General features: G+C 69.1%; 24 protein-coding genes. 17 read left to right on the forward strand and 7 right to left on the reverse strand.

The genetic code is table 11. The annotated features are described in order from the left end of the window. Positions 1-53: 53 nt before the first annotated feature. Both H7K45_RS15375 and H7K45_RS15380 read left to right on the forward strand, forming a co-directional pair. Positions 54-1,127, forward strand: coding sequence for a ferredoxin reductase (locus H7K45_RS15375; RefSeq protein WP_263996657.1), 1,074 nt, complete (start codon positions 54-56; stop codon positions 1,125-1,127). A gap of 173 nt (positions 1,128-1,300) precedes the next feature. Next, positions 1,301-2,341: a fatty acid desaturase family protein gene (locus tag H7K45_RS15380; RefSeq protein ID WP_263997025.1), complete on the forward strand. Its 1,041-nt coding sequence runs from the start codon at positions 1,301-1,303 to the stop codon at positions 2,339-2,341. Positions 2,342-2,414: 73 nt separating this feature from the next. On the opposite strand, the gene nei2 is transcribed toward H7K45_RS15380, so the two are convergent. After that, positions 2,415-3,185 (reverse strand): endonuclease VIII Nei2, encoded by a 771-nt coding sequence (gene nei2 / locus H7K45_RS15385; protein WP_263996658.1) that lies wholly within the window; start codon positions 3,183-3,185, stop codon positions 2,415-2,417. 193 nt (positions 3,186-3,378) lie between these two features. On the opposite strand from nei2, the gene H7K45_RS15390 reads away from it, so the two are divergent. Genes H7K45_RS15390 through H7K45_RS15425 form a run of 8 tightly spaced genes read left to right on the forward strand, consistent with a single transcriptional unit; the run spans position 3,379 to position 10,795 of the window. Further along, positions 3,379-3,900: an MSMEG_0572/Sll0783 family nitrogen starvation response protein gene (locus tag H7K45_RS15390; RefSeq protein ID WP_263996660.1), complete on the forward strand. Its 522-nt coding sequence runs from the start codon at positions 3,379-3,381 to the stop codon at positions 3,898-3,900. Positions 3,901-3,910: 10 nt separating this feature from the next. Then, the gene (locus H7K45_RS15395; protein WP_263996661.1) at positions 3,911-4,801 is read left to right on the forward strand and encodes a carbon-nitrogen hydrolase family protein; all 891 of its coding nucleotides are present in this window, start codon (positions 3,911-3,913) and stop codon (positions 4,799-4,801) included. Beyond that, positions 4,794-5,093, forward strand: coding sequence for an MSMEG_0570 family nitrogen starvation response protein (locus H7K45_RS15400; RefSeq protein WP_263996662.1), 300 nt, complete (start codon positions 4,794-4,796; stop codon positions 5,091-5,093). Before H7K45_RS15395 ends, H7K45_RS15400 begins: the two co-directional genes overlap by 8 nt. Continuing rightward, complete coding sequence (locus H7K45_RS15405; RefSeq protein ID WP_263996663.1) at positions 5,090-6,376, forward strand: MSMEG_0569 family flavin-dependent oxidoreductase; 1,287 nt, start codon at positions 5,090-5,092, stop codon at positions 6,374-6,376. The genes H7K45_RS15400 and H7K45_RS15405 overlap by 4 nt, the downstream gene beginning before the upstream one ends. A gap of 13 nt (positions 6,377-6,389) precedes the next feature. Continuing rightward, positions 6,390-7,445: an MSMEG_0568 family radical SAM protein gene (locus H7K45_RS15410; RefSeq protein WP_263996664.1), complete on the forward strand. Its 1,056-nt coding sequence runs from the start codon at positions 6,390-6,392 to the stop codon at positions 7,443-7,445. Between the two features lie 5 nt (positions 7,446-7,450). Continuing rightward, on the forward strand, positions 7,451-8,854 hold the full coding sequence (locus tag H7K45_RS15415) for an MSMEG_0567/sll0787 family protein (RefSeq protein ID WP_263997027.1): 1,404 nt from the start codon (positions 7,451-7,453) through the stop codon (positions 8,852-8,854). Between the two features lies 1 nt (position 8,855). Then, positions 8,856-9,695, forward strand: coding sequence for a carbon-nitrogen hydrolase family protein (locus H7K45_RS15420; protein WP_263996665.1), 840 nt, complete (start codon positions 8,856-8,858; stop codon positions 9,693-9,695). 5 nt (positions 9,696-9,700) lie between these two features. Continuing rightward, the gene (locus H7K45_RS15425; protein WP_263996666.1) at positions 9,701-10,795 is read left to right on the forward strand and encodes an MSMEG_0565 family glycosyltransferase; all 1,095 of its coding nucleotides are present in this window, start codon (positions 9,701-9,703) and stop codon (positions 10,793-10,795) included. Here the strand turns inward: H7K45_RS15425 and H7K45_RS15430 are convergent. From H7K45_RS15430 to H7K45_RS15440, 3 genes are all read right to left on the reverse strand, one after another. Continuing rightward, complete coding sequence (locus H7K45_RS15430) at positions 10,792-11,733, reverse strand: SDR family NAD(P)-dependent oxidoreductase (RefSeq protein WP_263996667.1); 942 nt, start codon at positions 11,731-11,733, stop codon at positions 10,792-10,794. The two genes, H7K45_RS15425 and H7K45_RS15430, sit on opposite strands and share 4 nt — an antisense overlap. Before the next feature lie 72 nt (positions 11,734-11,805). Next, positions 11,806-12,297 (reverse strand): DUF2834 domain-containing protein, encoded by a 492-nt coding sequence (locus H7K45_RS15435; RefSeq protein WP_263996668.1) that lies wholly within the window; start codon positions 12,295-12,297, stop codon positions 11,806-11,808. Between the two features lie 63 nt (positions 12,298-12,360). Continuing rightward, positions 12,361-13,083, reverse strand: a complete 723-nt coding sequence (locus tag H7K45_RS15440; protein WP_263996669.1) for a TetR/AcrR family transcriptional regulator — start codon at positions 13,081-13,083, stop codon at positions 12,361-12,363. A gap of 44 nt (positions 13,084-13,127) precedes the next feature. Between H7K45_RS15440 and H7K45_RS15445 the strand changes: the two genes are divergently transcribed. Both H7K45_RS15445 and H7K45_RS15450 read left to right on the forward strand, forming a co-directional pair. Further along, positions 13,128-14,624: an FAD-dependent monooxygenase gene (locus H7K45_RS15445; protein WP_276069892.1), complete on the forward strand. Its 1,497-nt coding sequence runs from the start codon at positions 13,128-13,130 to the stop codon at positions 14,622-14,624. Continuing rightward, entirely contained in the window at positions 14,621-16,060 is a 1,440-nt protein-coding gene (locus H7K45_RS15450; RefSeq protein ID WP_263996671.1) for a DHA2 family efflux MFS transporter permease subunit, read from the forward strand. The genes H7K45_RS15445 and H7K45_RS15450 overlap by 4 nt, the downstream gene beginning before the upstream one ends. Positions 16,061-16,080: 20 nt before the next feature. On the opposite strand, the gene H7K45_RS15455 is transcribed toward H7K45_RS15450, so the two are convergent. Next, on the reverse strand, positions 16,081-20,625 hold the full coding sequence (locus tag H7K45_RS15455; RefSeq protein WP_263996672.1) for an ATP-dependent helicase: 4,545 nt from the start codon (positions 20,623-20,625) through the stop codon (positions 16,081-16,083). Between the two features lie 114 nt (positions 20,626-20,739). Beyond that, positions 20,740-21,309 carry a PadR family transcriptional regulator gene (locus H7K45_RS15460; protein ID WP_263996673.1) on the reverse strand — a complete coding sequence of 190 codons (570 nt, stop codon included), beginning with the start codon at positions 21,307-21,309 and terminating at the stop codon, positions 20,740-20,742. A gap of 114 nt (positions 21,310-21,423) precedes the next feature. On the opposite strand from H7K45_RS15460, the gene H7K45_RS15465 reads away from it, so the two are divergent. The 3 genes from H7K45_RS15465 (at position 21,424) to H7K45_RS15475 (ending at position 24,158) form a co-directional block, all read left to right on the forward strand. Further along, positions 21,424-21,837 (forward strand): nuclear transport factor 2 family protein, encoded by a 414-nt coding sequence (locus tag H7K45_RS15465; RefSeq protein ID WP_263996674.1) that lies wholly within the window; start codon positions 21,424-21,426, stop codon positions 21,835-21,837. Positions 21,838-21,846: 9 nt separating this feature from the next. After that, positions 21,847-23,058, forward strand: coding sequence for an acyl-CoA dehydrogenase family protein (locus H7K45_RS15470; RefSeq protein ID WP_263996675.1), 1,212 nt, complete (start codon positions 21,847-21,849; stop codon positions 23,056-23,058). A 62-nt stretch (positions 23,059-23,120) separates the two neighbouring features. Then, positions 23,121-24,158, forward strand: coding sequence for an LLM class F420-dependent oxidoreductase (locus H7K45_RS15475; protein WP_263996676.1), 1,038 nt, complete (start codon positions 23,121-23,123; stop codon positions 24,156-24,158). A gap of 29 nt (positions 24,159-24,187) precedes the next feature. Here H7K45_RS15475 and H7K45_RS15480 read toward each other — a convergent pair whose 3' ends face one another. After that, a complete protein-coding gene (locus tag H7K45_RS15480) occupies positions 24,188-25,072 on the reverse strand; it encodes a LysR substrate-binding domain-containing protein (RefSeq protein ID WP_263996677.1) in 885 nt (294 codons plus the stop codon). Positions 25,073-25,148: 76 nt separating this feature from the next. Here H7K45_RS15480 and H7K45_RS15485 point away from each other — a divergent pair, with 76 nt between their 5' ends. Both H7K45_RS15485 and H7K45_RS15490 read left to right on the forward strand, forming a co-directional pair. Then, positions 25,149-25,844 carry a 3-oxoacid CoA-transferase subunit A gene (locus H7K45_RS15485; RefSeq protein ID WP_263996678.1) on the forward strand — a complete coding sequence of 232 codons (696 nt, stop codon included), beginning with the start codon at positions 25,149-25,151 and terminating at the stop codon, positions 25,842-25,844. Between the two features lie 68 nt (positions 25,845-25,912). Beyond that, positions 25,913-26,521: a CoA-transferase gene (locus tag H7K45_RS15490; protein ID WP_372512566.1), complete on the forward strand. Its 609-nt coding sequence runs from the start codon at positions 25,913-25,915 to the stop codon at positions 26,519-26,521. The last annotated feature ends 2 nt before the right edge of the window (positions 26,522-26,523 follow it).

Here is a 26,523-nt window from a genome sequence, read left to right on the forward strand (position 1 = left end):
CAACCTGGTCAAAGTCATTGACGCTCGCGGCAGAAGTGGCGCACGGTATACACATGTTCACTCAAACGAAGACGCTGAGCCTGCGGAACAGAGTGCTGCGGTCGCCCCTGGTGGACCTGCTCACCGGACCGCACGGCGTCGATCGCTACACGGAGCTCGTCGAGCCCACCTGGACGCTGGGGGACTCCCGCGCCAAGGTCGTCGCGGTCCGTCGGCAGACGCCTCGCAGCGTGACCCTCACCCTCGAACCCAACGCCGCCTTCACCGCCGGACCCGCCCTGCGGGCCGGCCAGCACGTCAACGTCACCGTCGAGGTGGACGGACGCAGGCAGACCCGCTGCTATTCGCCGGCCAACCGCGAGGGCGACCGGCTCATCGAACTCACCGTCGGCGTCCACGACGACGGCCGGGTCTCCGAGCACCTCTTCCGCCACGCCCGAACCGGCATGGTCGTCGGGCTCGACGGGGTTGGCGGCGACTTCACGCTCCCGGCCGTCCGGCCCAAGAACGTCCTGTTCGTCTCCGGCGGCAGCGGCATCACTCCGGTGCTGTCGATGGTGCGCACGCTCGTCGCGGAGGGGTCGGACGCCGACATCACCTTCATTCATTACGCCCGCACCCCCGAGGAGGCCTGCTATCGCAAGGAGCTGGGCGCGATGACCGGCGTGCGGGTTCTCCACGGCTACTCGCGGTCGGCGACCGACGGCGACGTGACCGGCTACTTCGGACGCGCACACGTGGCCGATACCCCGGCTCCCGACGCGGTGTACGTCTGCGGCCCGCCCGCGCTGGTCGACGCGGTCCGCGAGTACTACCCGGACGCCAACTTCGAGAGCTTCGTCCCACCGGTGTTCGAGGTGCCCGAAGAGGCCTCCGGCGGGACGGTGTCATTCGCCGAGAGCGACGTCGAGGTCATCGACGACGGACGCTCGCTGCTCGAGCAGGCCGAGGCCGCAGGTCTCTCGCCGGAAAACGGATGCCGCATGGGCATCTGCCACACCTGTACGCGTCGCAAGACCAGCGGCGCGGTCAAGAACCGCATCACCGGCGCCGTCTCGGCAGCCGACGAGGAAGACGTGCAGATCTGCGTCTCCGTTCCCGTCGGCGACGTCGAACTCGCCCTCTAAAAGCCCACCTAACCGAGAAGGAGTTCGCCATGACCGCCACCTTGAATGCTCCTCGCGTCCGCCCCATGCTCGAAAGGCCCACCACCGCCGTCATCGAAGACGACGTCGCCGACGTCCTGCCCGAACCCATTCGCCAGGCGATCACCAAGGTCGTCGGCGGCAAGCCCGTCACCATGACCCCCGAGATGGCCGACGCCTTCGGCGCCGAGCTCGACGCTCTTCGTGAGCGCGTCGTCGCCGATCTCGGCGAGCGCGACGCCACCTACATTCGCCGAGTCATCAAGGCGCAGCGCGCCCTCGAGGTCGGCGGCCGTGCCATGCTGTTCGCGGGCATTCTCCCCCCGGCCTGGATCGCGGGCACCGCGATGCTGGCCGCGTCGAAGATCCTCGACAACATGGAGATCGGCCACAACATCATGCACGGCCAGTACGACTGGATGGGCGATCCCGCGCTCGCCAGCCGTAACTTCGAGTGGGACTCCGCCTGCCCCAGTGACCAGTGGCGTCACTCGCACAACTTCATGCACCACACCTACACCAACATCGTGGACATGGACCGCGACATCGGCTACGGCATCCTGCGGATGAGCGAGGACCAGCGGTGGACGCCGTACTACTACGGCAACCCCGTCTACGCGTTCCTGCTGATGATCCTGTTCCAGTACGGCGTCGCGCTGCACGAGTTGGAGACCGAGCGCATCCGCGCCGGTGAGATCAGCATCTCCGACAAGCGCGAGACGCTGAAGGGCATCTGGGGCAAGGTCAAGCGCCAGACGCTGAAGGACTACGTGGCCTTCCCGCTGCTCGCCGGACCATTCGCCCCGTGGGTGTTCACCGGCAACCTGACCGCCAATCTGATCCGCAACATCTGGTCCTACGCGATCATCTTCTGCGGTCACTTCCCCGACGGCACACAGGAATTCACGAAGGAAGAGACCGCAAACGAAACTCGCGGCATGTGGTACTTCCGCCAGATCCTCGGCTCGGCCAACCTCACCGGCGGCAAGCTGTTCCACGTGATGAGCGGCAACCTGTCCTTCCAGATCGAGCACCACCTGTTCCCCGACATCCCTGCCTTCCGGCACGCGGAGATCTCGCAGGAGGTGCAGGACATCTGCGAGCGGTACGGCATCCCCTACAACAAGGGCCCGCTGCCGCAGCAGTTCGCGACCGTCGTGCGCAAGATCTGCAAGCTGGCGCTGCCCTGGAACTGATGTTCATCGCCGAGACTACGGTTGATGCGGGATTTCGCACGGAATCGCGCAACGACCGTAGTCTCGGCGCGTTCTAGGTCTGGCAGGACGGGCACCAGAACGAGATGCGCTCGGTGCCGACGACCTGCGCGCGGTCGGATTCGATGGTGGTGCCGCACCGGCGGCACGGACGCCCGACGCGGCCGTACACCCACAGGTCGGCACCCGAGCGCGTGTTTCCCGTCGTGGTCCGGTTGACTCGTAGCCGGTTGAGCCACAACATGTCTCGCGCGCGCTGCACGATTCGCAACGGATCCTTGACCGCGCTGACCGGCGAACTGGGCAGCCGACCGGACACGAAGCACAATTCGTTGGCGTAGACGTTTCCGACGCCCGCCATCACCCGTTGGTCGAGCAGCGTCTCGGCCAGCGGCCGGTCGGGATCGGCCCTGAAGTTCGTCGCCGCAATCCTCGGTTCCCAGTCGTCGCCCAGCAGATCCGGGCCCAAGTGCGCGACGACGTCCATGTCGGAGTCGCGGCGCAGTATCTCCAAGACTCCGAGGTCGACGCCTGCCGCGCGAGAGTCTGCGGTCTCGAGGATGATGCGCACCTTGTATTCCGGCACACGCCGAATCTGGCCACCGATCAGCCAGGCGCCGTCCATCTTCAGGTGAGAGTGGATGCTGGCATCGCCGACGCGAATGAACAGGTGCTTGCCACGACTGAGTACCTCGTCGACGACCTCCCCGGTCAGGTCGACGGTCGCGAACTTCGGCACCCGCACGTCACATCGTGTCAGGACCTTGCCCAGCAGGGCCGTCCGCAGCTTGTCCGCGGTACGGAAGACGGTGTCACCTTCGGGCATGTGGTGAACCTACCCGCACGGCTGTTTGTTACACGCGCGTGTCGACTGTGAGCTCCGGGCAACCGAAACGTATTCCCGCGATGACCATTCGGAAACAGGCGGCTCCTCTAATGGGAACCACGCCGAATCCCTTGGCCGTCCCGGCAATGTCGCCGAGTGCCCGAACCCCACCACGAGAATCCTGGAGACCACCATGTCGTTCGACGAGTCGATCGCCGAGAAGATCAAGACCTCACTGGCCGAGATTCCCCACCCGTCGCTGCCGAAGGGATCCAACATCTACGGCGGCACCAAGATCTTCCCCGACTACCAGGCCGAGGAGGGCGAGAGCTACTTCACGCTGGTGCACGGCATTGCCCACGAGTCCTCGGTCAGCTTCGTGGCGGTGCTGCAGGCCACCCGTGCGCTGCGCAAGGGCTTCGAGTCCGCCCTCTACTTCTACGGGCCCGGCTCGATCAACTGCCTGGCCACCCGTGGCTTCCCCAAGACCGGCGACTCCGGGTTCCCCGGCGAGCAGAACATCAACGACTCCCTGGCCACGTTCATCGGCGAGGGCGGCACGGTGTTCTGCTGCCGTTTCGGCCTCGCGCTGCACGGCGGACGCGAGGAAGACCTGATCGAGGGCGTCATCCCGGCCCACCCGCTCGACGTGCAGGACGCGCTCATCTACTACGCGCGCAAAGGCGCGATCATCAACTCCACCTACATGGTCTAGGCGGCTCGACATGACCAAACTCGCAGCGGTGGCGGCGAACTTCACCCGCGACCTCGAACAGAACTACGCGTTGATCGACTCCCTGGCCCGGGAGGCCCGGGACGCCGGCGTCGAGTTCATGGTGTTACCCGAGGCCGCGATCGGCGGGTATCTCTCCTCGCTCGGCAACCACGGTGACACGGTGAAGACCACGACGCGGTCCCTGCCGCCGGCCATTCGCCTCGACGGTCCCGAGATCGCCCGGGTGCAGCAGATCGTCGGTGATCTGGTGGTCGCCATCGGGTTCTGCGAACTGGACGACGACGGCGAAACCCGTTACAACGCAGCGGCGGTGCTCGACAGCACCCGGGTGTACGGCACCTACCGCAAGGTCCACCAGCCCCTCGGGGAGGGCATGTCGTATTCGGCGGGGTCAGACTACGACGTGTTCGACACGCCCGTCGGCCGAGTGGGGCTGCAGATCTGCTACGACAAGGCCTTTCCGGAGGCCGCCCGCATCATGGCGCTGAAGGGTGCCCACATCATCGCCAGCCTGTCGGCGTGGCCGGCTGCTCGGACTGCGACCGCGGAGAACCTGCAGGACGACCGGTGGACGTACCGGTTCAACCTGTTCGACGCGGCCCGCGCCCTGGACAACCAGGTGTTCTGGATTGCCTCCAACCAGAGCGGCACGTTCGGCTCGCTGCGCTACGTGGGGAACGCCAAGGTGGTCGACCCCGGTGGAAACGTCCTCGCGACAACGCTTCTCGGCAATGGAATGGCCGTTGCGGACGTCGACGTCGACGGCACGTTCCGCGCCATGCGTGCCGGTATGTTCCATCTGCGGGACCGCAGGCCGGACGTGTACGGGCCCGTGGTGTCAGAGGGTGCTGGCCAGTGGCAGGAACTGGCGCATGCCTGAGATGACCTTCGACGTGCAGTGGCCCGACGGCCGGGTGCAGCGCTGTTACTCGCCGAGCCTGGTGATGCACGACTACCTGACCTCCGGCTCGGACTACACCGTTGCCGACTTCGTCGACCGATCCGCCGCCGCCCTGCAGGAGGCCAGCGACCGGGTGCGCGCCAAGTTCGGCTTCGCGTGCACTTCGGCTGCCGCGACCACGGAGCAAATCACCAGCGCCGCAACCAGATATCCTCAGGATGCGTCAATCCGGGTGCTCGCCATGCACCCCGGATTGGAGACGGTGTCATGACCGCTCGACACGTCTCCGTCGCCGTCGTCGGCGGTGGACAAGCCGGCCTTTCGGTCAGTTGGTATCTGCTGCAGGCGGGTGTCGACCACGTCGTGCTGGAGGCCAAGACCCCGGTGCACGCCTGGGCGGACACTCGTTGGGACAACTTCACCCTGGTGACGCCGAACTGGCACTGCAAGCTGCCGGGCTACGCCTACGACGGGCCCGACCCCGACGGCTTCATGACCCGCGACGAAGTGGTGCAGTGGCTGGCCGGGTGGTTGCAGACCTTCGAGCCGCCGCTGCGCACGCACACCCGGGTGACGACGTTGCGTCGCCGCGCGCCAGGCGGTTTCGAATTGACGCTGTCCACCGAGGGAGATCAGGAGACGTTGACGTGTGATCACGCCGTCGTCGCCACCGGCGGCTATCCCATCCCCGTCCTACCTCCCTTCGCGCCGTCGCTGGACGGGTCGATCACCCAAATTCACTCGGAGCAGTACCGCAACGCAGATCAGCTGCCCGAGGGCGCGGTGCTGGTGGTCGGCACCGGCCAGTCCGGCGCGCAGATCGCCGAGGACCTGCATCTTGAGGGCCGTCAGGTGCACCTCGCCGTGGGCAGTGCACCTCGGGTGGCGCGGGTCTACCGCGGCCGCGATTGCATGACGTGGCTCGCCGACATGGGCCTCTACGACAAGCCCGCCCCGGAGTATCCCGGCGGCAAGGCCGCCATCGAGAAGACCAACCACTACGTCACGGGCCGCGACGGCGGCCGCGACATCGACCTGCGCCGGTTCGCGGCCGAGGGCATGCGGCTCTACGGCACCCTAGGGGGCGGCAAGGACACCCGGTTGACGTTCGAGCCGTCGCTGGGCGACGCGCTGAACAAGGCCGACGCGACGTACAACTCGATTTGCGCCGACATCGACGCCTTCATCGAACGCGAAGGGATCGAGGCGCCCCCGGCCACGCGCTACACCCCGGTGTGGGAGCCCGAGGCCGAGGTCACCGAGCTCGATCTGACCGCCGCCGGCGTCACCAGCATCGTGTGGGCCATCGGCTACCGGCCCGACTACCGGTGGATCGAGGCCAGCGCCTTCGACGGCGGCGGGCGGCCGATGCAGAACCGGGGTGTCACCGAGGTCGAGGGTCTGTCGTTCGTCGGCCTGCCCTGGATGCACACGTGGGGATCCGGCCGGTTCCTCGGCGTCGACCGCGATGCCAAGCACCTCGCCGAGACGATCGTCGACGATCTTCGAAGCCAGTCCGCGCCACGTGCCCGCCGCCTCGCCGTGGCCCGCTGAGAACGAGGAAGCCATGTCCGTCTCCACTCGCGTCGACCTCACCCTCCTGGGCATCCGGGGTCGCCCACCCGTCAACCGCACGGCCGGTGCCGGCCCCAGCGCCGACGGCCACCTGATGATCGACGGCAGCGCGGCCGCGATACCGCTGAACCCCAACAGCCCCTTCGTGTTCGACGGAAGCCGCGTGCTGCGCGACGGCGAGGACGCTGGCCTCGAGATCGACGTGATCGACCGGCCGGCGTTCTACGATCTGCGGACCGCCGAGGGCATCTCGTACGACCAGATCGCGCGCCTGCACGGGCGAGACGTGCTGGCCACCACCGTCGTTCAGACGTGCATCCGCTACGGCGTCGATGACCGGTGCCGGTTCTGCTCGATCGAGGAGTCGTTGCGCTCGGGTGCCACGACCGCGGTGAAGCGTCCGCACGAACTCGCCGAGGTCGCCGAGGCGGCAGTGCGTCTGGACGGCGTGCGTCACATGGTCATGACGACGGGAACGTCCGCCGGTGCCGACCGGGGCGCCCGGCACCTGGCCCGGTGCGTGCGGGCTGTCAAGGCCGCGGTGCCGGGGCTGCCGATCCAGGTCCAGTGCGAGCCACCGGCCGACTTGGCGGTACTGAGCGAGTTGCACGAGGCGGGTGCCGACGCGATCGGCATCCACGTCGAATCTCTGGACGACGAGGTGCGACGCCGGTGGATGCCGGGCAAGGCGACGGTGCCCCTGGCGCGCTATCGCGAGGCCTGGCGGGAAGCCGTCCGCGTGTTCGGTCGCAACCAGGTGTCGACGTACCTACTCGTCGGACTGGGTGAAGACCCCGACGAATTGGTCGCCGGCGCAGCAGAACTCGTCGAAATGGGGGTCTACCCCTTCGTGGTGCCCTTCCGTCCGCACGCGGGCACCCTGGCGGTGGACGTCGACCGGGCAGCGGCACCCCCCGCCGCGATCGTCGAGAAGGTGTCCCGGGAGGTCGCCAACGTGCTTCGGTTGGCGGGAATGGCGGGGGCCGACCAGAAGGCCGGTTGCGCCGCGTGCGGCGCCTGCGGCGTGCTGCAGAGCGTGGGCGGGTGAGGGGCGTGGAGACGCTGTCCATTCTGGCCGGTACCCGCTCCCACGCGATTCCCGCGGCGGGCTTCCTCATCCGCCGGGCGGAGGGCGACGCCGACCTGACGGCGTACCGCAGGCTGCGTCACGACGCCTTCGTCGTCGACCAGCATCTCTTCAGCGGCAGCGATGCGGACGACGTCGACGACGACCCACGCACGGTGGTCCTGGTGGCGGTGGCCCCCGACGCGACGATCGTGGGCGGAGTGCGGCTCAGCCCGCGCCACGAGCCCGACATCGGGTGGTGGGCCGGCAGCAGGCTCGTCGTCAGCCCGACCGCGCGGACGTCGGGGGCGGGCCCGGCTCTCATCAGAGCGGCCTGCGCCCACGCCGAATCGGCGGGCGTGTTGCGCTTCGACGCGACGGTTCAGCGGCGCCATGCGGCGATGTTCACCGCCCTTGGCTGGGAGGACCACGGGGATTGCCTGGTGGGCGGCCAACCTCACGCGCGAATGCGGTGGCAGCTGGATCGGATGCAGCGGTTGGCCGAAGCGACGAAGTCGTTCCTGGGTGACGCCCTGGCGCCACTGCGGTCGGTACCCGGCGCACTTGGGCCGGCCGGCTTCGTCGGCGACGACGGCGTGCCGCTGCCCGGAAGCGATCTGGTGGCGGCGTGTGATGCAATCATCCCCTCCATGGTCGAACGCGATCCGGAGTGGGCGGGGTGGTGCTCGGTGCTGGTCAACGTCAACGACCTGACGGCGATGGGCGCCGCGCCGACCGGGTTGCTCGACGCCGTCGGCGCGCCCACGACGTCGTTGCTGACCCGCATCGTGCGCGGCATCGCACGGGCGTCGCAGGCGTGGCAGGTTCCGGTGCTCGGCGGTCACACCCAGCTCGGGGTCCCCGCGTCGTTGGCCGTCACCGCCTTTGGCCGGACGTCGTCTCCGATCCGCGCCGGCGGCGGTTCGGCCGGGGACGTCGTCCGTCTGACCGCCGATCTCGCAGGTGATTGGCGGCCGGGACACCATGATAGGCAATGGGATTCGAGCAGCACCCGTAGCGCCGTCGATCTCACCGAGCTCTCCACCCTCGTCGCCCGGATGGCGCCGCGGGCTGCGAAGGACGTCAGCATGGCCGGTGTCGTCGGAACGATGGGAATGCTGGCCGAGGCCAGCGGAACGGGCGCCGAACTCGACGTGGTCCGCATTCCTCGGCCGGCCGTCGCGGACATGGGCGCCTGGCTGACGTGCTTCCCGGGCTACGCCATGCTCACCGCCGATCGGACCGGTACGCCGGCGCCGAGAGTCCCATCCGGCGTGGTCAGCGGGGAATGCGGCGTGCTGACGGCGCAGCGTGGGGTACGACTGAGGTGGCCCGACGGCGTCACCACGACCGCGGTGGCCGCGGACGTCACCGGGCTGGGAAGGGCCTGACTTGGGACTGGTGACGATCGGTGCGGTCGCGGCCCATTTCGGCCGCGACGTGGATCGCGGCGTCAGCAAGGTGGTCGGCATCGTCGACGCGGCCGCGCGGGACGGAGTCGAGCTGCTGGTGTTCCCCGACGCGTGCCTCGGCGGCTACATCGGCGATCTGCGCGCGCCCGATCCGAACGATCAGCCGCCTGCGCTGGACCCCGACGGCCCGGAGATCGCGGCGGTGATCGCGGCGGCGGGTCCGATGACGGTGTGTGTCGGATACGCCGAGCAGGCGTTGGGTGGGCGGTTCAACGCGGCGATCTGCGTCTCGGGTGACGGGGTGCTCGGCCACCACCGCAAGGTGCATCAACCGGCGGGGGAGTCGTTGGCGTACTTGGCCGGTGACTCGTTCGCGGCCTTCGACACCCCGGTCGGCCGCCTGGGGATGCTGATCGACTACGACAAGACCTTTCCCGAGTCGGCCCGGGCGTTGGCACTCGACGGCGCCCACGTCATCGCCGCGCTGTCGGCATGGCCGGCCAGCGTCACCGACCGGGCGTCCCGGCTGCCCGCCGACCGGCAGAGCCGGCTGTTCGACCTCTACGACTGCGCCCGTGCGGCGGAGAACCAGGTCGTCGTCGTCTCGTCCAATCAGACCGGTGTGATGGGAGCCCTGCGCTTCCTCGGACAGGCGAAGGTCGTCGGCCCTGGTGGCGACGTGCTGGCCAACACCGGGTCCAAGGGTGGTCTGGCCAAGGTCACCGTGGACGTCGAGGCCGAGATCACCCGTGCCCGAAAGGTGTTGAACCACCTCGCCGAGCGCCGGCTGGACGCCTACGCCGCAGGCGCCGAGGGCTGACGTCGATGCGCGTGGCACTGCTGACGTATTCCACCAAACCGCGCGGCGGCGTGGTGCACACCCTGCACCTCGCCGAGGCGCTGGCCGAACTCGGCGTGGAGGTCACCGTGTGGTCGCTCGCCCGCCAGGGTGACCGCGGTTTCTTCCGCGACGTCGACCCGCGGGTACGGGTCGAGCTGGTGAACTTTCCCGACGGCGGCGAGGAGACCGTGACCTCGCGTATCGTGCGCTCGATTGCGCTGCTGCGCAAGGCCTTCACCCCCGAGGACTACGACGTCGTGCATGCACAGGACTGCATCAGCGCCAACGCGGTGGGTCGGTGCATCCGGACCATCCACCACCTCGACGAGTTCACCACGCCCGTGCTGGCGGAATGTCACGAGAAGGCCGTCGTCGAACCCTACGCCCGCATCTGCGTCTCCGAGGCAGTGGCCGCCGAAGTGCGGGCCGGATGGGGATTGGCGCCGACGGTGATCCCCAACGGGGTTGCGGCACTTCGGTTCATCGCCGCTGCCTCCGACGATCCGGACGCCGAGGCTCGGCGCACACGGTGGCGAGATAGGCTCGGGCGGTACGTGCTGGCGGTCGGCGGCATCGAACCGCGCAAGGGGACGGCCGACCTCGTCGAGGCGTATGACCTGCTGCGCCGGGACGTCCCGGACGTCGGCTTGGTGATCGCCGGGGGTGAGACGTTGTTCGACTACCGCGGCTACCGTGCCGAATTCGATCGCATGTGCGCCGAATTGGACGTCGAGCCGGTCATTCTCGGCGCGGTCACCGACGACGAGCTGCCCAGCTTGGTCGCCGCCTCGTCGGTGTTCGCGTTTCCGTCGACCAAGGAGGGCTTCGGTTTGGCCGCGATGGAGGCGCTCGCCGCCGGACGCCCCGTCGTGGCCCGGGATCTACCGGTGCTGCGCGAGGTCTTCGGCGACACGGTCGGCTACGGCGCCACCCCCGCCGACTTCGCGCGGCTGATGGCCGAGGCCGTCGACGGCGGCAGGGACCCCGGACCGGGACGGGATCTGGCGGCGTCGCTGACGTGGACGGCGGCTGCCGTGAGCCACGTCGACTTCTACACCGCCCATCCGATGCCCGACTAGCCGCGGCCCACCAGATCCAGCGAGACTTCCCACAGCCGTTCGGCATTGGCGGGATCCAGGGCATACGGGGCGACGCCGCCGCGGCCAGGTCCGGTGCGCCGATGGACGACCTCCGCCTCGTTGCAGTCCTCGAAGTAGCGGCCGCCGACACCGTCGAGCAGTGGCGAGGCGGCCAGCAGCGTCGAGGTGGCGGCACCCTGCTCCACGGTCTTGAAGTCGGTACCCGCAGCCCGGAACGCGGTCAGCGCCTGTTCGGCGTAGTCGGCGGGAAGGTGACGCTGCAGCGGGGTGGCGATGCCGCCGGGCATCAACGCGTTGGCGTGGATCCCGTCGGCGCCCCAACGCCGGCTGGCCTCGACCGCGAAGAGCACGTTGGCGGTCTTGGATTGGCCGTATGCCCCGAAGGGGTCGTAGTCGCGGAACGCGAAGTCGACGTCGTCGAACACCACCGGTGAGCGCAAGTGGCCGGACGAGCTCACCGAGACGATCCTGGCACCGCCGGACGAGGCGAGCGCGTCGTGCAGGCCGACGGCGAGCGCAAAGTGCCCGAGGTGGTTGGTGGCGAACTGGAGTTCGTGGCCGCTGGCCGACATGGTCAGCTCCTGAACGGCCATCACCCCGGCGTTGTTGACCAGGATGTGTAGGGGACCGGTCCACGACGCGGCGAAGGCGGCGACGCTGTCGAGGTTGCCGAGGTCGAGGGCGGCCACGTCGACGGTGCCGCCGATGTCCGCGGCGGCGCGGTGGCCCGCGGCGACGTCGCGGACGGCCAGTGTCACGTGAGCGCCCGCGCCGGCCAGGGCGCGCGCGGTCTCCACCCCGATGCCCGAGGCGCCGCCGGTGACGATCGCGCGGCGCCCCGTGAGGTCCACTCCGGCGATCACCTCGGCCGCGGTCGACTCGAAGCCAAAGGGTGTGCGCAGCAGTGTGTCGGTCACGCCTGAGCCCAACCCGTCTCGGGGCGTCGATGTTCCCGGGTGCGACGGCCTCACCCGCCCACGCCTGCTGGCTCAGGCAGGCACGGGGGCGACGGCCGCCGCGGACCTCCGGTGGCGGTGCTGACGCTCGATCACCGCGAAGTAGAAGGCGTAGGCGAAGGCGCAACTGGTGAACAGGCTGGCGACGAAGAACAGCCAGGGTCGCCGGATGCCTCGCCGGCGTCCGTCGACGATCGTGAACAGCGGAAGCAGGACAACGTTGACGATCGTGTAGTCCTGGCTGGCCGAGGCGGCGGCAGGGTTCACGTAACCCAGCGCGATGAACTGCTGCCAGCTGCCTGCGCCCCAGAACGGATTGCCGCCCGGGACGGCGTACTGGTCGACGAACTGGTGGTTGAAGTAGTAGCCGAGCGCGATGGACGCGACGCCGACGACGTAGAACGCCACCTCGAGCGCGGAGAGCGCGGGTCCGCCCGCGGGGCGGGCGAAGAGGCGGTCGTTGGCGCGGACGATCCACACGACGACGAGGACGCCCACGATGGCGTGGACGATCAGGGAGACCATGCCCCGAGTATGGAACCCAGCCGCAGAAGTTTCGTCACTTTTGCCGTTTACGGGCCACGCGGGTTAGCGTCGAGCGAACCCGTCGACCATCAGCGACAGCGTGAAGTCGAACCTCTCGTGCCCCTCGCCGGAGGTGAGTTCGGTGGCGTAGCGGCGGGTCAGGGGAAACGTCGCCTCGGGCAGGGCGCTGAATCGGCGGTGCAACTCGGCACGGTCGTGCACCCACTCGGCGTCGCCGTCGACGGCACGCTGACGCGCGATCGCCGCTTCCAAGCAGTACGCCGCCACGTAGAGGAACAGGGCGTCGATCGTCCAGGCGGCGGTCTGCGGTTCGACGCCACCGGCCAGCAGGATGGCCAGCATGCCCTCGTTGACCCGCAGGACTTCGAGGTCGGTGGGTGCCATCGCCAGCGCGGCGCGCGAGATGCCGGGGTACTTGAGGTACTGATCGCGCATGTCGGTGCAGACGCCGCGGATCTGATCCCGCCACGTGGCCGCGTCGGGGACGGGAAGTGCGAGCTTCCCGCACAGCCGGCCCATCAGAAGTTCGTCGAGATCGGCCTTGTTGACCACGTGGGCGTAGAGCGACGCGGGGCCGGTGTCGAGCGCGTCCGCCAACCGGCGCATCGTGAGCGCTTCGTAGCCTTCTGCCGCAACGACTTTCAGCGCGACATCGACGATGTGATCTGGCGTGAGGGGAGTCCTGCGCCGTCGCGGGCGCGCGCCGTCGGGCGCGCCTGAGTTCGACGGCTGGTGGCGCGCCGCGCGGCGCTCCTTCGGATTCACCCGTCCACCATAACTTGACACGAACAGCGTTCGTTACTAGAACGATGTTCGTGAAACGCGAATGTGAAGTGCTCGTGGTGGGAGCCGGACCCGTCGGGCTGATGCTCGCCGCCGAGCTGGCTCTCGCCGGTGCCGACGTCCAGATCGTCGAACGACGGACCGAGCCGGATCCGGACTCAAAGGCTCAGTCGATCAACGTGCCGACCGCCGAGGCGCTCGATCGTCGCGGGCTGCTGCCCGCCGCCGCGGATCCCGGCCAGCGGTTCACCGGCCACTTCGCCGGACTGGCCCTCGACCCCGATCTCGTCGACTGGGCCGACGCCGACCTCGTCGCCCACAGCGCCGCCAACCGGTGCCGCATGATGACGCAACGGCATCTGGAGGCGCTGCTGGCCGAGCACGTCGCACGCCTGGGCGTAGCGGTGAACCGCGGAGTCGACGTCGTCGCCGTCGACGAGACCGTGGCCGATGTGCAGGTGGGTACCTCGGCCGGCCCGATGCGCACCGCGTGGCTGGTGGGGTGCGACGGCGGGCACAGCACGGTGCGCCGACTGGCCGGCATCGAATTCCCCGGTGCCGAACCCGAATTCGTGGGATATCAGGCGATCGCCGAGGTGGCCGACCCCGAGAAGCTCGGCACGGGTTGGGTGTGGTCCCAGCGCGGCGCGTACCGCAGCGGCCCGCAGCCCGGACGCGTGGCCACCCTCGAGTTCGATGCCGCCCGTGCGCGATTGGCGCGTGGTGACCGCTCGGCGCCGGTCACCCTCGACGAGGTTCAGGCGAGCCTGCGCCGGGTCTCGGCCACCGACGTCACCCTGACGGCCCTGCGCGCGACGCCGACCCGCTGGACCGACAACACCCGCCAAGCCCCGAGCTACCGTCGTGGCCACGTGCTGCTGGCCGGCGACGCCGCCCACGTGCACCCGCCGTTTGGCGGCCAGGGCCTCAACCTCGGAATCGGCGATGCGGTCAACCTCGGCTGGAAGCTGGGCGCCGTGGTGACGGGACTGGCCGCGGACGATCTCCTCGACACCTACGACACCGAGCGCCGCCCGGCCGGCGCGTGGGTGCTGGATTGGACCCGGGCGCAAACCGGCCTCATGCGGGGCGACGACAAGTCCGCCGCCCTCCGCGGGGTCGTCGCCGACCTGCTGGGCACGTCCGCGGGCACGACCTACGCCGTCAAGAAGATCTCCGGGGTCACCCAGCGCGTGGGCCCCCCGGGTGACCACGAGTTGGTCGGGGCCCTGGTGCCCGACCTGTGGCTGCGCGACGGGTCCCGACTGGTAGATCACGGCCATGGCGGGGGTTTCGTGTTGCTCGACCGCACGCCCGAGGCAGCCTTCACCCGGCTCGCCGCAGCCTGGGGCGACGTCGTCACCGTCGTCGCTGACGACACCGTCATCACCGTCGTCGCTGACGACGAGGCCGCGCTCATGGGCGCCCTCGTCCGCCCAGACGGCGTGATGGCCTGGGCCACCGACACCGGCGACTCGGCGGGTCTCGTCGACGCGCTGCGACGTTGGGCGGGTGCGCGATGACCGCTCCGACCACACTGCCGCTGCGCAGGGCGGTGCCCGTACTCGTCGTGGTGCTGATCGCCGACCTGATGGATCTGCTGGACGCCACGATCGCCAACCTCGCCGGCCCGTCGATCCGCGCCGACCTCGGCGGCGACGAGACCACCCTGCAGTGGGTGCTCGCCGCCTACACCACCACGCTCGCCATCGGATTGGTGACCTCCGGCCGCCTTGGGGACATCCTCGGCCGGCGACGACTGTTCCTCGCCGGGATGGCCGGCTTCACCCTTGCGTCGCTGGCGTGCGGGCTGGCGCCCGGGGTGGCCTGGCTGATCACCGCTCGCGCGGTGCAGGGACTGGCCGGGGCCGTGATGATCCCACAGGGTTTCGCCCTCATAAAAGTGGTGTTCCCGCCAGATCGGTTGCGGACGGCGCTGATTCCCTTCGGACCGATCATGGGGCTGGGCACCGTGGCCGGTCCGATCCTGGCCGGCTGGCTGCTGCACCTCGACCTGTTCGGCAGCCAATGGCGGGCCATCTTCCTGGTCAACGTGCCGATCGGCGTCCTCACCGTCGTCCTCGGGTTGTTCCTGCTGCCGAAGCGGGCGGGCGAGGATTCAGGCCTTCGCGTCGACCTGGTCGGCGTCGCGATGCTGATCCTGGCCTCGTCGCTGCTCATCGTGCCGCTGGTGGAGGGCCGCGAACATGGTTGGCCCGCATGGTCGTTCGCGATGATCGTTGCCGCGGTACTCGTGGTGGTGCTATTCGCGAGGTGGGAGCGCCGCAGCGTGAATCCGGTGCTGCCGCCGTCGTTGTTCGCGCGCCGCAGTTTCGTCGCCGGGCTGGTCATCACCGGCTGCTTCTTCGCCTCCTTCACCGGCTTCCAGCTCGCGGTCAACCTGCTGCTTCAACTCGGGCTGGGATGGACCCCGCTGAACACCGGAATCGCCCTGATCCCATGGGCCGTGGGCACGGCGGCGGCCATCGGTCTCAGTGGCGCCGTGCTCGCCGAGCGATTCGGCCGCGGCTCCATGCGGGCCGGCCTGGGCATCGCGGCGGCCGGCCTGCTGGGCCTGTGGTGGATCCTCGACCACGCCGGCGAACACCTCGGAGCGTGGACGATCGCCCCCGCCCTGCTGGTGGTCGGCTTCGGCTCGGGCCTGGTGTTCGTGCCGTCCTTCGACTACATCCTCGGCGACGCGACCGTCGACGAGGCGGGCGCGGGCTCGGGGATGCTCAACGCCGTTCAGCAGTTCGCCAACGCCATCGGCGTCGCCGCGCTCGGCACGGTGTTCTTCGCCCGCGCCGGCACGGGCGGGCCGGCGGACGTCGTCGCCGCGACCCGACTCGTCGTCCTCGTCGCCGCGGTGCTCTACGTGATCACCCTGCTGCTGGTCGGATTGCTGCCCAAGCACATTGGGACAGCCGAGCAGACCGCGGGCTCCACATCCAGGTGATGCCCACCCGGATGCGGCGTTCAGCGCAGGCGAAGCCCCCGCGGCGTCCGCGAAAACCCGCTCGCGGTCAGGGCGTCCTGTACGGCGGCGTGTTCCGGGCCCGTCCCCGGTTCCAGGACGGGCACGCCGTTGATGCGCTCGACCAGGAGCGACCGCAGCCGGCCCGCACCGACCAACTCCACGAGCGCCGTCGCGGCCGCGGCATGGGCCTCGGGGTCGGGAGTGAAGGCCAGCAGCGACCGGCCGCCGCGTTCGAGGAACCACGTCAGCTCCCCGTCGACGAGGATCACCAGCGCCCCCGCCTTGCGCCCCGGGCGATGTCCGACGTCGGCCTCGGTGGGCCACGGCAGCGCCGCCCCGTAGGGATTCGCGGGATCGGCGGCCGCGAGGACGACGGCGTGGTACTCGCGCCGTTGACGGTCCAGGTCGTCGAGGTAGGTGCGCAGTCGGTCGACCGTGGACGCCACGGCGAACTGGGCTCCGCCAAGGGACTCCACGAAGTAACCGCGCTGGCACCGGCCCACGTCCTCCAGTGCGGTCAACACCTTGTACAACATGGCGAAACCACCGGGGGCGCCCTCCGACGCACCCTTGGTGACGACGCCGTACCGGTTGAGGAGGAGTTCGGCGGTGAAGTGCGTGCGGATGGTCGAGTCGGGTTCCGGCTGCGGGAGAGCCGACCAGCGCCCGGCAACGGTGGCGTCCGTGGTGCGCGTCTGCGCGTGCGCCACGCTGTAGCGACTCAGCCGGGGCGGTCGTTGACGTTGCCGATGGGCGCCGCCTCGCTTGCCCGTCCCCGCCAGCATGGCGCGTACGGGAGCGAACGTGTCACCGGTGATGCGACCGGCCCAAATCAGTTCCCACAGAGCATCTTTGACTGCCGATGCGGGATCGCCCGCGGACGCCCCGCTGGTGAGCTGACGGAAGAAGTAGGCACCCCCGTGTTCGAGCGTGTCGAGGATCTCCCGGTGCACGTCGGTCAGCTCGAACTCGGCGGGAGCGTTCAGCGTCAGCGGCGCGGTGTCGGCGCTGTGAAAGGCGATCCAGCCGTCGCCGCTGCCGATCGCTCCGGCGCCGGACCACGTCACCTCGCCGGCGGCGAGCAACTCGTCGAGCATCGCGGGCTGATAGTTGCGTATCCGTTGGCCGAACACCAACGGCTCGATGGCCGACGCGGGGATGGGCACCCCCGACAACTGCTCGATGACCGATGCCAAACCGTCGACGCCAAGGCTCTTCTCGACGCCGACTTGCTGCCAGGCGGGCAGGAATCGGGCGTACGCCGCAGTGCTCACCGGCTCGACCTGCGCGCGCAACGCGGCCAGCGACCGTCGCCGAAGGATCTTGAGAACGTCGGCTTCACACCACTGTTCGGTGTCGGCGGGGGCTGCGGTGGTGAACTCGCCGCGCACCAGCCGCCGGTCGGCCGACATGCGCCCCAGCACGTCGGCGGTCACCCGCACGCCAAGCCCGAACCGCTGGGCGGCGTCGGCGGTGGTGAACGGTCCCCGCGTGCGCGCATAGCGGCCGAGGAGCTCACCGAGGGGATCGGCGACCGATTCGGTGAAACTGGCGGGAATGCCGACCGGCACCGCGATGCCGACACCGTCGCGCAGCAGCCCGATGTCCTCGATGGCGACCCACCACGTTCGACCGGCGAACGACACCGTCAGGGCCCGCCGGCTCGACCGCAGCCCCTCCAGCCATCCGCCGACGTCGTCGACGGTCGAGCGTTCCGCCACCTCGGCCTCGGTGAGGGGTCCGAGCAGGCGCAGCAGATCGGCCGCACCCTCCGCGTCGCGAATGCGTCGGTCCTCGGCGAGGTGCTGCAGCTGCGCGACGGTGGACTCGATCACCTTCTGGTCGAGCAACTCTCGGAGTTCGACGCGCCCGAGCAGTTCGGCCAGCAGCGTGCTGTCCAGCGACAGGGCAGCCGCGCGCCGCTCCGCCAGCGGGCTGTCGCCTTCGTACATGAAGGCGCCGACGTAACCGAACAGCAGCGACGCCGCGAACGGCGACGGGGTGACGGTCTCGACCTCCAGGATCCGGATGCGGCGTTGCGCCACGCGATCCATCAGCTCCCGCAGCATCGGGACGTCGTAGACGTCCTGCAAACACTCGCGCACCGTCTCCAGGACGATGGGGAAGTCGGGGTACTTGCGGGCGATGTCGAGCAGCTGCGCGGCGCGTTGTCGTTGATGCCACAACGGTGAGCGCTTGCCGGGGTGGCGCCGCGGCAGTAGCAATGCGCGGGCGGCGCATTCCCGGAACCGCGACGCGAACAGTGCCGAGCCGCCCACCTCGTCGGTGACGATGGGGTCGATCTCGTCGGCGTCGAAGACGAACAGTTCGGCACCGGGCGGGGTGTCCTCGGTGTCGGGTAGGCGCACGATGATGCCGTCGTCGGAGGCGGTCGGCTTCTCGTCGATGCCGTACCGTTCGCGCAACCGTCGGGCCACTGCCAGCGCGAGCGGCCCGTGGACGCGCAAGCCGTAGGGCGAGTGCAGAATGACGCGCCAGTCGCCGAGTTCGTCGCGGAAGCGCTCGACGACGAACGTGGTGTCGGTGGGGACGGTGCCGGTGGCCTCCTTCTGGTCGAAGATCAGCTGCCAGAGGTTGTCCGTGGCGAAGTCGTTGAAACCCATTGTCGCGCAGCGGGCGTCGAACTTCTCGCGGTTCAGGCCCGCCAGCTCGCCGGTGAACGCGCCGATGGCGGCGCCCAGCTCGGCGGGTCTGCCCACCCCGTCGCCACGCCAGAAGGGCAGCCGCGCGGGTTGCCCCGGCGCGGGCAGCACCAGCACGCGGTCGTGGGTGATCTCCGTGATCCGCCAGCTGGTGGCACCTAACGAGATGACGTCGCCGGGCCGCGACTCGTAGACCATCTCTTCGTCGAGTTCGCCCACCCGGGAGGGCTTGTCGGTGTCGGCCGAGGACGCCAGGTACACGGTGAACATGCCTCGGTCGGGGATGGCGCCGCCGGAGGTCACCGCCAGCCGCTGGGCGCCCGGTCGTGCGGTGAGGGTGCCGGCGTCGCGGTCGTAGACCAACCGGGGGCGAAGCTCCGCGAACTCCGTGGAGGGGTACTTGCCGCTCAGCAGGTCCACCGTCGCCTCGAAGGCGCTGCGCGGCAACGTGGCGAACGGGGCGCTGCGCCGCACGGCGTCGAACCAGCGGTCGGCGTCCAGCGGTTCGAGAGCCGCCGCCGCGACGGTGTGCTGGGCGAGGATGTCCAGCGGATTGGTGGGGACCCGCATGGTCTCGATCTGACCGCCGAGCATGCGCTGCACGGTGACGGCGCAGTCGATCAGGTCGGTGCGATGCTTGGGCAGCAGCACGCCCTGGGAGATCTCGCCCACCTGGTGGCCCGCGCGGCCGATGCGCTGCAGTCCGCTGGCCACCGAGGGCGGCGACTCGACCTGCACGACCAAGTCGACGGCGCCCATGTCGATGCCGAGCTCGAGGCTGGAGGTGGCCACCACGGCCTTGAGGCGTCCGGTCTTCAGGTCGTCCTCGACGATCGCGCGCTGCTCCTTGCTGATCGAGCCGTGGTGGGCCTTGGCCAGCAGTGGTTCGGCACCCAGGGCGACGCCGCTGCCCATCACCTGCGCCGGCGCACCACCGCCGACCTTCGGGTTGCGGGTCTCGACCACCTCGCCGCCCAACCGTTCGGCGTGAATCTCGTTCAGGCGCGCGGTCAGCCGTTCGGCGAGTCGCCGGGAGTTGGCGAACACGATCGACGAGCGATGCGACTCGATGAGGTCGACGATCCGCTCTTCGACGTCGGGCCAGATGCTGTTGTTCTCGAGGTTGGCCATGTCGGGCACCGGCACCTGGACCGACAGGTCGAAGGTCTTGGCGGCCATCGGCGCCACGATGGTCGTGGGGGCGTGACCGGAGAGGAACCGCGCCACCTCTTCCGGTGGCCGGACTGTGGCCGACAGTCCGATGCGCTGGGCGGGCCGGTCCATCAGCTGGTCGAGACGCTCGAGGGACAACGCGAGGTGGGCGCCGCGCTTGGTCGCCGCGACGGCGTGGACCTCGTCGACGATCACGGTCTCCACGTCAGTGAGCGTCTCGCGGGCGGCCGAGGTCAGCATCAGGAAGAGGGACTCGGGCGTGGTGATGAGGATGTCCGGCGGCCGGGCGATCATCTCGCGGCGACGGTTGGGTGGCGTGTCACCCGAACGAACGCCGACGCTGATGCTTGGGGCGACCTCGCCGCGGCGTTCGGCGACGCGCCCGATGCCGGTGAGAGGTGTGCTGAGGTTGCGTTCGACGTCGACCGCGAGGGCCTTGAGTGGCGACACGTACAGCACCCGGGTGCCCGTCTTGGCCGCCGGGTCCTTGGGGGTCGACGCCAGCCGGTCGATGGCCCACAGGAACGCGGCCAGCGTCTTGCCCGACCCCGTCGGGGCGATGACCAGGGTGTTGTCGCCGTTGGCGATCGCCTCCCACGCCTCGGTTTGCGCAGCCGTCGGCGCCGCGAAGGTGCCGGTGAACCACTCCCGCGTCAGGTCGCTGAAGCGGGCCAGCGGAGGTGCCGGTGCGGCGGACGTGCGGGCCATCCCGCCATACTGCCCGCACCCACCGACATGTAACCCGCCGCGGCGTGTCGTGGTCCCCGGCGGCGCCGTTACGGGGCCGTCCGGCCCGCCACCGCCACCGCGCCTGCTGGTCGTCTACGAGTCGGCGGAGCGAGGGAACCGACGATCGATGATCGACAGGGCGCGCTCGGCCCAGCGAATGTTGTCCTGCTCGAACGCGATGCCCCGCAGCAGGGTGAGATAGGGGCCGACGGCGTTCGTCGTCGTCAGGTGGTCATCTTCCGATTCGTCACCGAGCATCCGGGTTCTGATGCGCTCGAGAAGCACCAATTTGTCGTTGGCCCTGCGTATTTGGTCGGCCACGGCATCGCGGACTGCCGTCGAGTCGCCGGCGTCGATCGCTTGCACCATGACGAGCAAGTCGTCGCGGATGGCGGTGGGCTTCGGCGGCTGGCGGGTGAAGTCGCGGATGGTGTCGTGCCCGGCGACGGTCAGGGTGTAGAGCCTCTTGGTGGGGCGCCGTTCCTGAGGGACGACGCGGGCTTCGATGAGGCCGTCGGCGGCCAGGCGGTCGAGCTCCCGGTAGAGCTGCTGGGGGGTTGCGGTCCAGAAGTTGGCGACCGAACGGTCGAAGCGCTTGGCCAAGTCGTAGCCGGAGGCCTCGCCCTCGAGGAGGGCCGCCAACACCGCCTCACGAAGCGCCATGTCACGACACTACCCGCCCATAGTCAACGAAGTGATTAGTCGCATCTGGACACCACGCTGATGTAGAGGTTAGTGTTCATGACGACTATTCAATTTTATGACTAGGTGGGTCGCATGCAGAAGTTTCGCCAGGCAGTCGAGGCGCGCGACGAGGAGGCGATCGCCGCGCTTCTCGCCGAGGACGTGGTGTTCACCAGCCCGGTGGCCTTCACGCCGTATCCGGGCAAGGCAGTCACCGCGGCGATTCTGCGTGCAGTGCTGCGGGTGTTCGAGGACTTCAACTATGTCCGCGACATCACCGACGTCAACGGCCGGGATTCGGCGCTGATCTTTCAGGCCGTCGTGTCTGGCAAGCAGGTCACCGGCTGCGACTTCCTCCACGTCGACGACGAGGGCTTGATCGACGAGTTCACCGTCATGGTCCGCCCGCTGTCGGCCGCGGTCGCCGTGTCGGAGGCGATGGCCAAGCAATTCGACCGCATCCAGCACGAAGCCGCGGCGGCGCCCACCCATCTGTCCGAGAACTGAGGACTCGCAATGGCATTCAGCTTGGATCTGACCGAGGAACAACTCGACCTGCAGAAGTGGGTGCACGGCTTCGCCGCCGACGTGCTGCGTCCGGCCGCGGCCGAATGGGATGAGCGCGAAGAGCTGCCGTGGCCGGTGCTCGAGGAAGCCGCCAAGATTGGCCTGTACGGCTGGGAGGCCCTCAACCAGTTCTTCGCCGATCCCACCGGGCTGCTGATGTGTCTGGTCGCCGAGGAGCTGTTCTGGGGTGATGCCGGTGCGGCCATGGTGATCTTCGGGACCAACCTCGCCCTTGGCGGCCTGCTGTCGGCGGCGACCCCCGAGCAGTTCGCCGAGTGGGGCCCGCAGTGCATCGGTGATGCGGCCAACCCGAAGCTCGGGGCGTTCTGCGTGTCCGAGCCCGACGCCGGATCCGACGTCTCCAATCTGCGTACGCGGGCCCGCTACGACGAAGCCACCGACGAGTGGGTGCTCAACGGGCAGAAGGCGTGGATCACCAACGGGGGAGTGGCCGCGGTGCACGTGGTGGTCGCTTCGGTCGACCCCGAACTCAAGTCGCGCGGCCAGGCCACCTTCGTGATCCCCGAGGGCACCCCAGGCTTGGTCGCCAATCGCAAGATCCTCAAGCTGGGGCTGCGCTCCTCGCACACCGCCGACGTCTTCCTCGACGAGGTGCGGGTGCCCGGCCGGTGCCTGCTGGGCGGCAAGGACCGGCTCGACGAGCGGCTGGCTCGCGCGCGGGAGGGCAGCCGCACCGGGACCCAAAACGCGATGGCCACCTTCGAACTCACCCGGCCCATCGTGGGGGCCCAAGCGCTGGGCATCGCCCGCGCGGCCTACGAGTACGCGCTGGACTACGCCAAGGGGCGGCACGCCTTCGGGCGGCCCATCGTCGACAACCAGGCCATCGCCTTCGCTTTGGCCGACATGCGCACCGAGATCGACGCGGCACGTCTGCTGGTGTGGCGCGCGGCCTGGATGGCGGCCAGCGGCAAGACATTCGAGGCCGGCGAGGGGTCGATGTCGAAGCTGAAGGCCAGCGAGGTGGCCGTCTGGGCGACCGAACGGGCCGTGCAGATCCTCGGCGGAGCCGGCTACAGCCGCGAACACCCCGTCGAGCGGTGGTTCCGAGACGCCAAGATCTACACGATCTTCGAAGGCACGTCCGAGATTCAGCGCCTCGTCATCTCCCGGGCCATCTCCGGAACGAAGATCCGCTGAATGGGCGACGTCATTCGGCACGAAGCTACGATGACCGCGGGGTCCGATCGGAAGGATGCGGAATGCGCATAGGCTTGGGTATCAACTACGCCGGCGGTTTCAAGGAAGTCGCCGCGGAAGTCGCGGATCTCGAACGCGCCGGGCTGGACATCGTCTTCGTTCCGGAGGCCTACTCCTTCGACGCGGTGAGCGCGCTGGGTTACCTTGCGGCCAAGACCGATCGCATCCAACTGGCGTCGGGCATCCTGCAGCTCTACACCCGCACTCCCACCCTGACGGCCATGACCGCCGCCGGGCTGGACTACGTCTCCGACGGCCGCTACATCCTCGGCCTGGGTGCGTCGGGACCTCAGGTGATCGAAGGTTTTCACGGGGTGCCCTACGACGCCCCGATCGGACGCACCAGGGAGGTCGTCGAGATCTGCCGGGCGGTGTGGCGCCGCGAGCGGCTGCAGTACGACGGCAAGTACTACCAAATTCCGTTGCCCGCCGAGCGGGGCACTGGGCTGGGCAAGTCGCTCAAGCTCATCAATCACCCGGTCCGCGAACGCATTCCGGTACTCCTCGCGGCGCTGGGACCCAAGAACGTCGAACTGGCCGCCGAGATCGCCGAAGGGTGGCAGCCCATCTTCTTCTTGCCGGAGAAGGCGGAACAGGTGTGGGGCGAGCCGTTGGCCGCGGGCAAGGCCAAGCGCGATGGCGCGCTGGGCGACCTGGAGGTGTTCGCCGGGCCGCCACTGGCCATCGGAGACGACGTCGACGGCCTGCGGGAGTGGGTCAAGCCCCACCTCGCGCTCTACATCGGCGGGATGGGCGCCAAGGGCAAGAACTTCTATCACACGCTGGCCGTCAAATACGGCTACGCCGCAGAGGCCGACCGCATCCAGGAGCTGTACCTGGCCGGTGAGAAGGAGCTGGCCGCCAAGGCCGTACCGGATGCGCTGGTGCGCGACGTGTCCCTGATCGGTTCGGCGGGCTTCGTGAAGGAGCGTGTCGCGGCATTCCGCGAGGCCGGTGTCACCGTCTTGAACGTCGTCCCTCTGGCTGGCACCGCCGACGAACGCGTGAAGCTGATCGAGCAGCTGCGCTCACTCTGCTGAGCCTGGTCGCCGCCGCCGGTGCCTTCCGCTCACAGCGCCAGGCCGCGGAGCACCTCGAGCGCACGCTCCACCGCGGGCGGCGCCGCGTCTCCAAGATGAGCGGCCACCAGGTCCACGCCGAGCGTTGCCGGCTCCAGCGGTCGATAGGTGACCCCGGCGACGTCGAGATCGGCCGTTGGCGCGGGCACCACCGCAATGCCGAGGCCCGCGGCGACCAGCGTGACCAAGGTCGACGTCTCCGAGACCTCTTGTCGGATCTGGGGAACGAACCCGGCGTCGGCGCACATCGCCGTCAGCAGGCGGCCCATCACCGATCTGTCCTGACCGGCGTGGGCGATGACGTCCTCGGCGCGCAGGTCGTCGACCCGCAGGGTGTCCCGTGAGGCCAGCCGGTGGGCCGACGGCACGGCGACCATGAGGCGGTCTCGGCGAACGTGCTCGGTCCGGATGGCGGGGTCGTCCACGGGTGGTCGCAACAGGGCGATGTCGACGTCGCGGTTGCGCAGCGCGTCGAGCTGGGCGGGAGCGAGCATCTCGCCGCGAATGCTGATCTCCACCTGCGGCAGCTGTTCGCGCAGCGCCCGGACCAGGCGGGGCAGAACCGAATACGTCGCCGAACCCACGCATCCGATCCAGAGGTGACCCTCCAATCCCTGCGCCACACGCCTCGCCTGGTGGCCTGCGTCGTCGACGGCGTCGAGTATCGCGATCGTCCGGCGCAGGTACGCCTCGCCGGCTCGGGTCAGCTCGACCCGACGCGTGCTCCGGGTGAGCAGGCTGACGCCAAGCTCGCGCTCGAGCTGTCGAACCTGTTGCGACAGCGGGGGTTGCGCAATGTGCAGCCGCTCGGCGGCGCGTCCGAAGTGCAGTTCCTCGGCGACCGCCCGGAAGTAACGAAGGTGCCGCAGCTCCACGATTGAAACACCCTGACTATCAATGGACCAGATACGAGTATTTCAGAATACTTATCCAGGGACCTATGGTCGAGGTATGAGCCGCACGACGATCCACTCCGAGCCCGCCGAGGCCGTCGCAGGCATCGCCGACGGTGCCACGATCCTGGTGGGCGGATTCGGCATGGCGGGGATGCCCACGACCCTGGTCGACGCGCTGATCCAGCAGGGAGCCACCGGCCTCACCATCGTCAGCAACAACGCCGGCAACGGCGACACCGGGCTGGCCGCCCTCCTCGCCGCCGGGCGGGTCGCCAAGGTCATCTGCTCGTTTCCCCGCCAGGCGGACTCCTACGTCTTCGACGAGCTGTACCGCGCAGGCAAGGTCGACCTCGAAGTGGTGCCGCAGGGCAACCTCGCCGAGCGCATGCGCGCCGCGGGGGCCGGCATCGGAGCCTTCTTCTGCCCGACCGCCGTGGGCACTCCACTGGCCCAGGGCAAGGAGACCCGGACCATCGACGGCCGGGACTACGTGCTGGAGTACCCGATCCGCGGTGACGTCGCCCTGATCGGCGCATGGAAGGCCGACACCGTCGGAAACCTTCTGTACCGCAAGACCGCTCGCAACTTCGGACCCGTGATGGCCACCGCCGCCGCGCTGACGATCGTTCAGGTCGCCTGCGTCGTCGACGCCGGTGCGATCGATCCCGAGACGGTGGTGACGCCGGGCATCTACGTCGACCGGGTACTGAACCTCTCCGCCATGTCGGACGCCACGAAGGAGGCCTCGTGACCACTGCATTCGACGTCACCGTCGAACACCTCGACCGCGGCCCACTGGACCGCGACGAACTCGCGGCCATGGTGGCCAGCGGCATTCCCCCCGGCTCCTACGTCAACCTGGGCATCGGGCAACCGACCACCGTGGCCGATCACCTCGACCCCGACGCCGGCATCGTATTGCACACCGAGAACGGCATGCTCGGCATGGGCGGTCGGGCCTTCGGCGACGACGTCGACGCCGACCTGACCAACGCCGGGAAGATCCCCGTCACCGAAACGCCTGGCGCATCGTACTTCCACCATGCCGACTCCTTCGCGATGATGCGCGGAGGCCACCTCGACGTCTGCGTGCTCGGGGCGTTCCAGGTCAGCCGCCATGGCGATCTCGCGAACTGGCACACCGGGGCGCCGGACGCCATTCCCGCCGTCGGAGGTGCGATGGACCTGGCGATCGGCGCCAAGCGCGTCTACGTCATGATGAACCTCTTCGCCAAGGACGGCACCGCCAAGCTCGTTCCGCAGTGCACCTACCCGCTGACCGGGCTGCGCTGCGTCAGCCGGGTGTACACGGAGGTCGCCACCTTCGACATCGACTCGGCCGCAGGCGAAGTCCATGTCCTGCAGACCTTCGGCATCTCCGTCTCGGCGTTGTCCGAACGCGTCGAAATCGAACTGACGTCGCGGTAACC

Origin of the sequence: Mycobacterium yunnanensis (genome assembly GCF_025823185.1) — a bacterium.
GTDB lineage: Bacteria > Actinomycetota > Actinomycetes > Mycobacteriales > Mycobacteriaceae > Mycobacterium > Mycobacterium yunnanensis.